The organism is Mycobacterium sp. NPDC048908, assembly GCF_043197955.1.
GTDB lineage: Bacteria > Actinomycetota > Actinomycetes > Mycobacteriales > Mycobacteriaceae > Mycobacterium.
The window spans coordinates 178,764-190,428 of the sequence record NZ_JBICUE010000008.1 but is presented as its reverse complement, the minus strand read 5'-3'; the positions used below and the strand labels follow the sequence as shown (position 1 = coordinate 190,428).

14 protein-coding genes are annotated in these 11,665 nt (G+C 64.9%); 9 read left to right on the top strand and 5 right to left on the bottom strand.

The features are described 5' to 3' along the window. The first annotated feature begins 15 nt into the window (after nucleotides 1-15). From ACGFK1_RS21445 to ACGFK1_RS21435, 3 genes are read left to right on the top strand one after another with little or no spacing between them, the layout of a single operon-like run. Complete coding sequence (locus tag ACGFK1_RS21445; protein ID WP_393433761.1) at nucleotides 16-741, top strand: septum formation family protein; 726 nt, start codon at nucleotides 16-18, stop codon at nucleotides 739-741. Nucleotides 742-784: 43 nt separating this feature from the next. Next, nucleotides 785-2,269, top strand: a complete 1,485-nt coding sequence (locus ACGFK1_RS21440) for a flavin-containing monooxygenase (protein ID WP_393433759.1) — start codon at nucleotides 785-787, stop codon at nucleotides 2,267-2,269. 19 nt (nucleotides 2,270-2,288) lie between these two features. Then, nucleotides 2,289-2,555 (top strand): hypothetical protein, encoded by a 267-nt coding sequence (locus ACGFK1_RS21435; RefSeq protein WP_393433756.1) that lies wholly within the window; start codon nucleotides 2,289-2,291, stop codon nucleotides 2,553-2,555. Here ACGFK1_RS21435 and ACGFK1_RS21430 read toward each other — a convergent pair. Next, nucleotides 2,522-3,760: a TetR/AcrR family transcriptional regulator gene (locus ACGFK1_RS21430; protein ID WP_393433753.1), complete on the bottom strand. Its 1,239-nt coding sequence runs from the start codon at nucleotides 3,758-3,760 to the stop codon at nucleotides 2,522-2,524. The genes ACGFK1_RS21435 and ACGFK1_RS21430 overlap by 34 nt on opposite strands. 105 nt (nucleotides 3,761-3,865) lie before the next feature. Between ACGFK1_RS21430 and ACGFK1_RS21425 the strand changes: the two genes are divergently transcribed. Genes ACGFK1_RS21425 through ACGFK1_RS21415 form a run of 3 tightly spaced genes read left to right on the top strand, consistent with a single transcriptional unit; the run spans nucleotide 3,866 to nucleotide 5,693 of the window. Continuing rightward, entirely contained in the window at nucleotides 3,866-4,090 is a 225-nt protein-coding gene (locus ACGFK1_RS21425; RefSeq protein WP_393433750.1) for a hypothetical protein, read from the top strand. An 11-nt stretch (nucleotides 4,091-4,101) separates the two neighbouring features. Then, nucleotides 4,102-4,443 carry a hypothetical protein gene (locus tag ACGFK1_RS21420; RefSeq protein ID WP_393433748.1) on the top strand — a complete coding sequence of 114 codons (342 nt, stop codon included), beginning with the start codon at nucleotides 4,102-4,104 and terminating at the stop codon, nucleotides 4,441-4,443. A gap of 14 nt (nucleotides 4,444-4,457) precedes the next feature. Further along, the gene (locus ACGFK1_RS21415) at nucleotides 4,458-5,693 is read left to right on the top strand and encodes an APC family permease (protein WP_393433745.1); all 1,236 of its coding nucleotides are present in this window, start codon (nucleotides 4,458-4,460) and stop codon (nucleotides 5,691-5,693) included. Here the strand turns inward: ACGFK1_RS21415 and ACGFK1_RS21410 are convergent. Beyond that, on the bottom strand, nucleotides 5,674-6,108 hold the full coding sequence (locus ACGFK1_RS21410; protein WP_393433742.1) for an ester cyclase: 435 nt from the start codon (nucleotides 6,106-6,108) through the stop codon (nucleotides 5,674-5,676). The two genes, ACGFK1_RS21415 and ACGFK1_RS21410, sit on opposite strands and share 20 nt — an antisense overlap. A gap of 72 nt (nucleotides 6,109-6,180) precedes the next feature. Here ACGFK1_RS21410 and ACGFK1_RS21405 point away from each other — a divergent pair, with 72 nt between their 5' ends. The 3 genes from ACGFK1_RS21405 to ACGFK1_RS21395 all read left to right on the top strand — a co-directional run bounded on the left by ACGFK1_RS21405 (nucleotide 6,181) and on the right by ACGFK1_RS21395 (nucleotide 9,408). Beyond that, nucleotides 6,181-7,461, top strand: coding sequence for a uracil-xanthine permease family protein (locus ACGFK1_RS21405; RefSeq protein ID WP_393433739.1), 1,281 nt, complete (start codon nucleotides 6,181-6,183; stop codon nucleotides 7,459-7,461). A gap of 113 nt (nucleotides 7,462-7,574) precedes the next feature. Further along, nucleotides 7,575-8,858 (top strand): condensation domain-containing protein, encoded by a 1,284-nt coding sequence (locus ACGFK1_RS21400; protein ID WP_393433737.1) that lies wholly within the window; start codon nucleotides 7,575-7,577, stop codon nucleotides 8,856-8,858. Between the two features lie 10 nt (nucleotides 8,859-8,868). After that, nucleotides 8,869-9,408, top strand: a complete 540-nt coding sequence (locus ACGFK1_RS21395; protein ID WP_393433734.1) for a hypothetical protein — start codon at nucleotides 8,869-8,871, stop codon at nucleotides 9,406-9,408. A 7-nt stretch (nucleotides 9,409-9,415) separates the two neighbouring features. Here ACGFK1_RS21395 and ACGFK1_RS21390 read toward each other — a convergent pair whose 3' ends face one another. The 3 genes from ACGFK1_RS21390 to ACGFK1_RS21380 all read right to left on the bottom strand — a co-directional run bounded on the left by ACGFK1_RS21390 (nucleotide 9,416) and on the right by ACGFK1_RS21380 (nucleotide 11,659). After that, nucleotides 9,416-10,228, bottom strand: coding sequence for a hypothetical protein (locus ACGFK1_RS21390; protein ID WP_393433731.1), 813 nt, complete (start codon nucleotides 10,226-10,228; stop codon nucleotides 9,416-9,418). A 271-nt stretch (nucleotides 10,229-10,499) separates the two neighbouring features. After that, on the bottom strand, nucleotides 10,500-11,417 hold the full coding sequence (locus tag ACGFK1_RS21385; protein WP_393433728.1) for an acyl-CoA dehydrogenase family protein: 918 nt from the start codon (nucleotides 11,415-11,417) through the stop codon (nucleotides 10,500-10,502). Next, on the bottom strand, nucleotides 11,414-11,659 hold the full coding sequence (locus ACGFK1_RS21380; RefSeq protein WP_393433725.1) for an acyl-CoA dehydrogenase family protein: 246 nt from the start codon (nucleotides 11,657-11,659) through the stop codon (nucleotides 11,414-11,416). Before ACGFK1_RS21380 ends, ACGFK1_RS21385 begins: the two co-directional genes overlap by 4 nt. Nucleotides 11,660-11,665 lie beyond the last annotated feature (6 nt).

Here is an 11,665-nt window from a genome sequence, read left to right as displayed (position 1 = left end):
GTTACTGTCAGGCCGGTGACCACACCGCCGGGCAACTTCCCGCCGTACAGCCAGCCGCAGCAGCCATTCGGGCCGTACGGCCAGCCTGCGCCCGGTCAATATCCCCCGCCGCAGGGCGCTTACCAGCCACCGCCGATGCCGTACCAGCAGCAACCACAGCCCGGCTATTACGCCCCGCCGCCTGCCCAGCCGACGAACTGGTGGGCCGTCGTCTCGCTGATCTTCGGTTTGATCGGCGGGGTACTGATCAGCGTGATCTGCGGCGTCGTCGGGCTGAAGAAGGCCAAACAGGGCCAGGGCGGCCGCGGGTTGGCGATCGCCGGTCTGGTGCTGTCCGGCCTGTGGGTAGTCGGCCTGGTCATCGGACTCACCCTCGCGCTCACTGTCTGGAAGGGCACAGTCACCGCAACCGACGTGCAGGTCGGCGACTGCCTCGAGAAGATCCCCGACAGCATGCAGGTGCTCACGCTCAACACCGTCGGCTGCGACGAAACGCACGCGGGCGAGGTGTTCGCGGTGTTGCAGATGCCCGAAGGCGACTTTCCGGGCCAGTCGGCCATCGAGGAGTTTCAGAACAAGTGCGAACCCGCCCTGGCCACCTACTCACCCGAGGCGCTCGTCGACGATTCGGTCCAGATGTATGTGCTCTACCCGACGGCCGAGACGTGGGCGCAGGGCGACCGGGCGGTGACCTGCGTTGCGACACTGGACCCACCGCGGACAGGCTCGCTCAAGGGCTGAGCCGGTCGGCAAAGTTTGCGTTACCTGAGGTACCGTCTGCAGCATGACTTCGGAGCTTTACGACGCGGTCATCGTGGGAGCCGGCTTCGGCGGTATCGGGGCGGGCATTCAGCTCAAGCGGATGGGCTTCCACAACTTCGTGATCCTGGATCGCGAGGACGACCTCGGCGGCACCTGGCACGTCAATCGCTATCCCGGCTTGGCCGTTGACGTACCGACCACGACGTACTCGTATTTCTTCGAGCCCAACCCGAACTGGTCGCGGCTGTTCTCCACCGGCGCGGAGATCAAGCAATACGCCGACGACGTCGCGGACAAGTTCGACATCCGCCGACATATCCGCCTGCGCACCGTCGTTGAGGGTGCCCGGTGGGACGAGGAAGCAGGCGTCTGGAAGGTGACACTGGCCGACGGTGAAGTGCTGTCGGCCCGTTTCCTGATCACCGCGACCGGCTTCCTGTCGCAGCCGAAGGTGCCCGACATTCCCGGCGTGACCGAGTTCGCAGGCAAAGTCATCCATACCACAGCCTGGGACGACGAGTATCCGCTCGAGGGCCGCAGGGTGGCCGTGATCGGCACCGGCGCCACCGCCGTACAACTCATTCCGGAATTGGCGAAGCGAGTCGCCGACCTCACCGTCTACCAACGCACCCCGATCTGGGTGGTACCCAAGATCGACATCAAGTTCGGCGAACGGGCCAAGCGGCTGTTCGCGCGAGTCCCCTTGACTCAGCGTGCAATTCGGTGGCTGACCGATTCGATCTACGAGTTCATGATCAACACCGCGATCATTCACCACCGGTACTTCCGCAGACTCAACATCGCCGCGGCGGACTTGTCGAAGATGCACCGCTTCGCATCGATCCGCGACAAGGAACTACGCATGCGACTCACCCCGGATTACGACTTCGGTTGCAAGCGGCCGACGTTCTCCAACGGCTACTACCGCGCCTTCACGAAGCCCAACGTGCACCTGCAGACCGACGGGATCACCCGAATCGAGGGCGACGGTATCGTGAACGCCGACGGCTCGAAGACGCTCATCGACACGTTGGTGCTTGCCACCGGATTTGATCTGTGGGAGGCCAACTTCCCTGCCATCGAGATCATCGGGCGCGAGGGGCGAAATCTCGGAAAGTGGTGGCGCGAGACCAGGTTCCAGGCCTATCAGGGCGTGACGATGCCGCACTTCCCGAATTACCTCAGCCTCGCGAGTCCGTTCGCATTCCTCGGGTTGAACTTCTTCAACACGATGGAATACCAGATGCGGCACATGGATCGGCTGTTCGGCGAACTCAAGCGACGCAACGCCGCCACCTTCGAGGTGACCGAAGAAGCCAACACCAGGTACCGGGATCGGATGACCGAACTGCTCGGCGATTCGCTATGGACGATCGGCAATTGCGCGAGTTCGCGGTCGTACTATTTCAATCCGCAGGGTGAACCGACTCTGCTGCGGCCGATGTCGACAAGCAGGGCCATCAAAGAGGCGTCGGATTTTCCCTTGAGCGACTACAAGATTGCATGAGTCGAGAGGATCCTCACCAGTGCTGAAGAGTAATTTGCGTCTGGCCAAGTTCGCCGGGCTGGCGGTCGCCGGTCTTGGACTGTCTCACTTCACCAGCCCGCAACTGTTCGACGGCATCACCAGGTCGGCGTTTCCGCGCAACACGCGCCAGCGCGTCTACATCCACGGTGGTGTCGAGACGGCCCTGGGGCTCGGATTGAGTTCGGCGAGAACGCGTCGGCTTGCGACCGCCGGCACGATCGGTTACCTCGCCTACTTGGCGGGCAACGCGGCCCGCAACCGGTAGCGGCCCAGCAGCGTCAGGTCCAGCAGCCGTTCCACGACCGCGCGTGCCGACGCCGAATTCTCGTACCGCGTAAGCCGACCCAAGTCGATCACCAGCGACATCGCCGCGTGCACCGCGAAGCGCGCCTGCCCCGGCGTCCAGTCGGGCCGCACCGACACAACGAGTTCCACCCACGACTCCACATTGGCTCGCTGTAGGTTGCGCAGGATCTTCTGGTCGCTAGGTGTCATGTTGAGCCGCTCGGTGTAATACACATAGTCCAGTTCGGGCCCGTCGAACGATCGCGCGACATAGGCGTCGATCACCGCCGACAGCGCCTCGCCCCGATCGGGTGTGCCGGCCACGATCTCCGACAGCTCCGCCGACACCCGGTCCGCGGCTCGCCGGAACGCGGCCGCGAGGATGTCGCTCTTACCTGAAAAATATCGATAGATGCCTGACGCGGGCATCCCGACGGCGGCCGCGATGTCCTCCATGCTGGTGTCTCGGTACCCCTTGAGGTTGAACAACCGCATCGATTCATTGAGCAGCGCTTCGTATTTCGGCGTATCAGCGGCCGCGGGCAGCGGCTGACGAGGTTCAGCGACGCTGTTGTCGACGTCGGGGAGGTCGGCCGCCAGCACGACGCCGGCGAGGTCTGCCAACAACGCCCGCACCTGGATGGCGGGCAGCTTGGCACGGTGATCGACGATGCTGCCGATCACCGAAAGCGCCGACGTTGACAACGTCCAGCGCTGCCGTGATGTCAGGTTGGGCCGAATTGCTGTCAGCGGCCGTTGAATTCGGTGATGGACGGTGCGCATCTGGGCGAACAGGGTGGCCTGGTCGTCGCCGTGTAGGTAGCGGCCTTCCCAGCGGTACAGCCCACCGGATTCACGGTTGGCCATCGCCGTGTCGATCAGCGCCGACACGAGTCGCCGCAACGTCCCCTCGGGATCACCCTCCTCCTCGTCGGCGAACGCCGTGCAGTCGACCAGCTGCTGGCCGAGGTTGAGCACCGCGTCGCGGAAGAGTTCGTACTTGCCCGTGTAATGGCGGTACAGCGCCGCGGCCGAGATGCCCACCCGCGTCGCTATGGTCTCCATGCTGACGCCGTAGTACCCGAGCGCGCTGAACGCCTCGGCCGACGCACGGGCGATCTGCGTTTTGCGATCCTTCGGCCGGCGCCGGACACTCTCGGCCTGGGTGGGCCTGCTGCGCGCCATGGCAAACACCATATCGGACGGTGCGCATACATTTCAGGCCCACTTCAGTTGCAACATCACGAGAAACTCTTCGCGTACGTCGAGAATCGCCATTAACATAGTGGCGTGCTCGACACGGTGCGACGGCTGCTGGGATTCCAGGTGACGATAGCTCAGCTGATCATCGTCGCCGTCGTTGTCGGCGTTCCCTACCTGATCGTCGGGGTCATCTGGTCCAGCACCCACACGGCGCATCTACAGCACATGGCAGGCGTGGACCTGGCGGTCTCCTACCTCGGGTCGATCGTGTCGTGGCCGGTGCTGCTGTTCGCCGACGTCTGTATGACTTGAACGGGGAACCTGTGCACCACTACCACCACCGCGCGTTCTACATCGGGGTCGTTTGCGCCGTCTTGATCGCAGTCGGACTGCTGGCGCTGAACTTTCCGGTGTTCTTGGATGCGTTCGACCAGTGGGGCTTTCAGATCAAGTGTGGGACAGGCTTCGCCTCCGACCTGAGCCAGGCCGCCGCGGCAGCCGGCCAGCATGACTACGTCGACCAATGCGGCACCGCGCTGATGCTGCGACGGCTGTGGACCATCCCACTTGTCGTGGTCGGCGGGATAGTGCTGGTGATCGTCGTTGCCGTCGCCGCCACCGTATGGGGCCGGGAATCGGTGTTTGGGGAAGACCCAGCTTCGTGAAATAGCATTCTCGCGTGAGCACGCCGGACAGCCCCGCGCTGCGGCGTCGGCTCGGCACATTCGACGCGGTGACCATCGGACTGGGTTCGATGGTGGGCGCAGGCATCTTCGTCGCGCTGGCACCCGCTGCGGCGGCCGCGGGCTCAGGGTTGCTCATCGGACTTGCCGTCGCGGCCGTCGTCGCCTACTGCAATGCGACGTCGTCGGCCCGGTTGGCCGCGTTGTATCCGCAGTCCGGCGGCACCTACGTCTACGGGCGCGAGCGTCTCGGTGATTTCTGGGGGTACACCGCGGGCTGGAGCTTCGTCGTCGGCAAGACGGCATCATGCGCGGCGATGGCGCTGACCGTCGGTTACTACGTATGGCCGGACCATGCGCACGCGGTCGCTGTGGCCGCGGTGGTGGCGCTGACGGCGGTGAACTACGCAGGCATCCAGAAGTCGGCACTACTGACCCGAGTGATTGTGGCAGTGGTGCTTGCGGTGCTCGCCGGTGTGGTCGTGGTCGTGCTCGGCTTCGGTGACGTGGACGGCACCCGCCTGGCACTCGGCGACGATGCAACGGTCCGCGGCGTACTGCAGGCGGCCGGGCTGCTGTTCTTCGCGTTCGCCGGTTACGCGAGAATCGCAACGCTGGGCGAAGAGGTGCGCGATCCGGCCCGCACCATTCCCCGCGCCATCCCGATCGCGCTCGGCATCACGTTGGTGGTGTACGCGGTGGTGGCGGTCGCCGTGCTGAGCGAATTGGGCAGCACCGCACTGGCTTCGGCGGCCGCGCCGTTGGCGGATGCGGTACGCGCGGCCGGGTTTCCCGCCATGGAACCGGTGGTGCGTGTCGGCGCCGCGGTGGCCGCCCTCGGCTCGCTGCTGGCGTTGATCCTCGGTGTCTCGCGAACAACGCTTGCGATGGCCCGCGACCGCCATCTCCCGCAGGCGCTGGCCGCGGTGCATCCCCGGTTCAACACTCCGCATCGGGCCGAGATCGTGGTCGGAGTCGTCGTCGCCGCAGTGGCGGCGCTGGTGGATGTGCGTGGGGCCATCGGTTTTTCGTCGTTCGCGGTGTTGCTGTACTACGCGATCGCGAATGCGTCGGCGTGGACCCTGGGACGCAGGACAATCCCCGGCCTCGGCCTTGTGGGCTGCCTGATGTTGGCGGTGTTGCTGCCGGTTTCGTCGGTGCTCGTCGGTGCGGTCGTCGTGGCGATCGGCGCCGTGGCGTATACAGTTCGCGCTAACCGATCGGCGGGATGACGCCAAGCTGCTGCAGCATCACGAGCACATCCTTGTCCGACCACTTCTCCACCAGGCGGCCATCAGCGATGCGGTGAATCACCGTTGCTGTCATACACATTTCATTGCCAGTGGCCGGGATGCCGGGCAGATCGCCGCGATGCCTGCCTCGGGCAGTCAGCCTCGTAACGACCTTGTCGCCCTCGGCGATCTGGTCCTCGATTTGATGGGTGCCCGGCGTCGCGTCCCAGAACAACCGGAAGGCCTGTTTGAGCCCCGCGCGGCCGGGCGCGTCAAGGCCGGGAAACGGCGCGGGCGAATGGTCGAGGTAATCCTCGGCCACCAACTCGTCCAACGCATCGAGATTGCCTGCGTCGATTTCTCGGTAAAAACGACGGACCAGATTCTTGTTGTCCTCGAGCGACAAGGCCCACACCTCCCCCAGAGAATGCCGACGATACGCCGATTGCCGTGCAAGCGAGCTGATGATGGTGTGTAGTCGACAACCGTGATCCCGCTGACATGGAAACCCGTCGAGAGCCGGGCCGACGACGACTTCGTCGTCGGCCCCGGTGAGCGGCTGAGTTGGGCGCGCACGATCGGCATCGGCGCGCAGCACGTGGTGGCGATGTTCGGCGCCACCTTCCTGGTGCCCGTGCTGACGGGATTCCCGCCGGCTACCACCCTGTTGTTCTCCGGCATCGGCACCGTGTTGTTCCTGCTGATCACCGGTAACCGGCTGCCCAGCTACCTGGGCTCGAGCTTTTCGGTCATCGCCCCGGTCACCGCCGCGGCCGCGTCACACGGGACTGGCAGCGCGTTGGGTGGCCTGGTCGCGGTCGGTGTCGTGTTGATCGTGATCGGCGCGGTCGTGCATCTGGTCGGCACCCACTGGATCGACATCACGCTGCCTCCGGTGGTCACCGGCGCGATCGTCGCGCTGATCGGGTTCAACCTGGCGCCCGCGGCGAAATCGAATTTCGAGAAGGGCCCGCTTGTCGGGCTCGTGACGCTGGTGCTGTTGGTGGCGACGCTGGCCTTCTTCCGCGGCATCATCGGGCGGCTCGCGATCTTCCTTGCCGTCGTCGCGGGTTATCTGCTGGCGTTGGCGCTCGGTGACGTCGACACATCGGCAATTACGGCGGCACCCTGGCTCGGGCTACCCGAATTTCAGGCCCCGACTTTCACGATCGCCGTGCTGCCGATGTTCCTGCCCGCGGTCATCGCATTGGTGGCTGAGAACATCGGGCATGTGAAGTCGGTGGGCCAGATGACTGATACAGATGTGGATTCTGTGATGGGCCGCGCCCTCGCTGCCGATGGGGTGGCGACCACGTTGGCGGGTTTCGGTGGCGGCTCGGCAACGACCACGTACGCGGAGAACATCGGTGTGATGGCGGCTACGCGGGTGTATTCGACCGCCGCATACTGGGTGGCCGCCGCGGTCGCCGTCGCATTGTCGTTGTGCCCCAAAGTGGGCGCGGCGATCTCGGCGATTCCGCCAGGAGTGCTCGGCGGTGCGACGGTGGTGCTGTACGGGTTGGTCGGAGTACTCGGGGTACGGATCTGGTTGACCAACGGTGTCGACTTCTCCAAGCCGCTGAACCAGATGACGGCGGCAATCCCGCTGATCATCGGTATCGCGGACTTCACCTGGCAGGCAGGCGATCTCACGTTCACGGGTATCGCGTTGGGATCGATCGCCGCGCTTGTGGTCTATCACGGCATGCGCATGTTGGGGTTCAGGAAAACTCGAACGCGCGACAGCGAACCGATGCCGACAAACTAGTCACAGCAGGTTCATAGCTCATCTGTGATTTGCGGCACATGGTTGAGCAGAAACCGCGGTCTGAATCGTCGATCCTTGTGACCGCCGAAAGGTTCAGACTCCAAGGAGGTTCGATGTCGGCCCCGACACGTACGAGCAACCGCCCCGACAGCCAAGCGAAGACTCGACTCGTTCGGTCCGTCGACGCCCTTGAACGGCTCTTTTACCGCTACGCGGAACGCAACCCGGCACACTTCTGCCAAGTCGCTGAATTCGATGTGACCTTCACCGAAAAACAAGTACGGACGGCGCTGTCGGCCATCCAGAGGCGTCACCCTCTGCTGTCGGTCCACGTCGAAGACCGACCCAGCTCGCGACTCGGGTTCTATCGCACCGACTCCGTTGCACCGATCGACCTGACGGTGCACGAAAGCAGCAGGCCCTGGCAGTCTTTCGCGACCGCCGAATTGGCCCACCCGTTCGACCGTTCCACGGCACCGCTGATGCGGGCCGTACTCGTCAACCATCGGGCCGGTTCGACGATCCTGCTGACGTTCGATCACACCATAGCCGACGGCATTTCGTCGATCACGGTGCTGAGCGACCTCGTGGACGCGCTCAACGGAAAAATCTCCGCGCCGCGCGACGTACCGGCGCCGCTGGAAGACATTGTCGCGCAAACACTTTCATGTGCAGATACCCCGCGGTCCGATGCCAGTTGCGATCCCCGAATGGCAGAACCTCGCTCGATCAGGCCGTTTGACGGAACCCACCCCGAGATCCACACCGTGGCGTTGGACACCGCGGACACCGCCCGCTTGGTCGATCGATGCCGGGCCGAGCGGACCACCGTACATGCGGCGCTGATCGCCGCTGCCTCGCGTGCGCACGCGACACTGTCCGACAAGGAATTCGTCCGCGTGCTGAGCCCGATAAATGTTCGCCCGATGATCGGTGCTGTCGGTGACTGCGTGGACTATTTCACCTGCACGGTCACCGGGATGACGCCATGGGACGGCACCGCACTCTGGGAGCAGGCCAGGGCGATGACCGGCGAGCTCGCGATCGCGAGGTCTGAGGCAGGCGTTGCCGCAACGTCGTCGATGATCAAGCAAGCGGTCAACGTCGATGCGGAATGTGCCGTGCCAGAGCAACTCTTCACCCAGATCATGCCGTTCGAACTTATGATCAGCAACCTCGGCGTCCAAGATCTAGACGCGTTCGGCCCCATCAAGCCGACGGCTCTTTGGGGTCCTGTCCTCCAGTCCCAGGTCGACGATCATGTCATCGGCGTCACGACTTACGACGGACGACTGCGAATGGTGTCGACTGGATACACGCCTAGCGATGTGTACCTCGAAACCGTCAAAGCCGCTCTGATCCAAGCAGCAGCTCAGCCGCGCAACTCGCCATCCTAACCTGGACTACATGAACCCCTATGGCGGACCAGTGCAGCCGGCAGGGCGCCGATTCCTAGGAGCCGCAGGTGTCGTGCTGGCCATCCTGATTGCCATCGCTGCCCTGATCATCGCGATCGTGGCGTTGAACAAGGAAGCCCCCGCGCCGCCCGCGCCTTCGGCGTCTCCGAATCAGCAAGCGCCGAGTCCGGACGCGGATCGCAAGCTGTGCGAGGCCATCGCGCCGCTGATGAAGGAGAACGACGACCGCAGCAACGCATTCCTGGCGACCGGGCAGCCGGGGTCACCGGAGCAAGATGCGGCGCTACCGAAGTTCGTCACGGACACTCAGGATTGGGCGCGACGAACCCAGCAGGTGTTGGACGCGAACGCGAATCCGCCGCGACTGTTGACGCGCTCGTTGCAGCGCTACATCGACGACATGCAGTTGTTCGTGGCCAGCATCCGGCCCGGCCCCGGCACCAAATACGACGAGGCCGCGTGGACCGACAGCATCGTCGCCTACGGTGGGCCGCTGGCGATCTGCCAGGCACTCGGGGTGCAGTGGTAGCGGTCGCCTACTGCCCGGGCAGCGGCACCCAGATCCCGAACTCCCAGAAGCCCCATTGCTGGAAATACGGATCCCACACCGGGATCACGGTGATGCCCCAGTAGTCGAACGGTGCCGGCGCCGGACCCCACGGCGGCGGAATCCACCCCGCCCAATCTGGTGGAGGCGGCGGCCCCCAGCCCCACGGCGCGGGTCCGAGGCCCCACGGCGCGACGCCGCCGTGCCATGGCGGCGGACCCAACCGCAGGCGCAGACCACGCCAGTCAGCACTGAAGTCCAGCAGAGGACCCACCCGGAAGTCGACACGTAGATCTCTCGGCGACACCAACCAGTGGAAGCCTGCGCGCAAGTCACCGGGCACCCGGCCTGCCCATGGCCATGGCCAACGGAGGTTGGGACCGAAGTCGGCGCGAGGGCGCACGAGCCACGGCCAGCCAGCCTTGAAGTCGCCGCGCAGGTGCGCTGCTGGACCACCGGGCCAGCGCAGGTCGATGCGGGCGTCGGGAGTCAGGCGGCCCAACCCGGGCACGTGGACGCGGAAATCGGGGCGAAGATCTTTGGGAATCCGAAGCGCGCCAGGCACATTGAGGCGCACCGCGGCGGGTGGGCCGCCACGCGTGAAGGCGTGTCGAATGTCGGCCGGGCCGAGAAGGTTCGGAGCCTTGGGCCCACCACCGCCACCGAAGTCGGGCAACTTCGGAGCCTTGGGCCCACCACCGCCACCGAAATCCGGCAACTTCGGAGCCTTGGGCCCACCACCGCCACCAAAGTCGGGCAACTTCGGAGCCTTGGGCCCACCACCGCCACCGAAATCGGGCAACTTCGGAGCCTTCGGCCCACCACCGCCACCACCAAAGCCAGGCAGCTTCGGTGGCTTCGGGGGTCCCTGACAGGGGAGGAACGGCGGGCAGGGCGACGCGGTCGCGACACCGACGCCCAAGCCGGTTGCCGACTGGCCGAGCGGTAAACCTGTCGACACGGTGAGAGCGGCCACGACGGTGGCTACAACAATTTGCGGCTTCGTCAACATGTTCAACCTGGTCCGATGCGCTCTTTCGACACTCACCCGACCCGCATTGATGGTACCCGCATCACATGTCGAGCAACCCCGCTGGCCCGCGATTCATCAGCTGGCGCCCGACGATGACCCGCTGGATCTCGCTGGCTCCTTCCCAGATGCGCTCGAACCGCAGTTCACGAAACATTCGCTCCGCGACGTTTTCCCGCATGTAGCCGCGGCCGCCGAAGATCTGCACAGCGCGATCGGCCACCCGCCCCGCCATCTCCGAGCAGTACAGCTTGGCCATCGAGGCCTGGCCGTGCACGCTCTTGCGGTCAGCGCCGGCGTCGATCGAACGTGCCACCTCGTAGAGCATCGTCCTCGCGGCGAACAATTCTGTCGCGCTGTCGGCCAGCATGCCCGCGACCAACTGGTGGTCACCCAGTGGCCGCCCGGCCACGACCCGTGTCTGGGCGAACGCCGTCGCCTCGTCGACCAGACGTCGCGCCGCGCCAACGCATCTCGCGGCGACCATCATGCGCTCGAAGCGAAACCAGTCCTGCGTGAATGTCATCGGAGCGCCCTCGGCCCCGACGAGGTTGGCTATCGGCACCCGCACGTCATTGAACGCGACGATCGGATGCTCATCGGCGATGTTGTGCGAATACTTGGGCGTGCGAACGACTTCCACGCCCGGCCACGGCAGATCGACCACAAGCAGAACGTGGTCGCCACCGTCGAGCACCGCCTCGACGAACACATAATCGGCCAGGTTGAACGAGGTCACATGCCACTTGACGCCGTTTATCACATACTCGTCACCGTCACGGCGTGCGGTCGTTCGCAGCGCGGACACGTCGGAACCAGCGAACTCCTCGGTGATCGCATAGGCCTCGTGCTTTTCCCCGCGGACCGACGGCAGTAGCCACCGCTCGCGCTGGTGGTCGGTGGCTACCTCCACCCACCACTGCGGCGGGGTGGCCATTACCCAGCCGAGCCCGTTGGTCACCCGACCACACTGCTCCTGCACGAGCACCTGCTGCAGGCGGTGCAACCCGAACCACCGACCCAGGTCGGCATATTCGTTGCGTACAAGCCCATTCCGATTGCCCGGGTCTGATGGGCGGCCGTCACCTCCTTGGGCAGCAGGCCGCCCGCCAACTCCGCTTCGACCTCATGGGGTATCAGCGTTTCGACGAACGCACGCGCCGTGTCCCTGATCCGCAGATCGTCATCGGTCAGCCCGTACATCCGCGC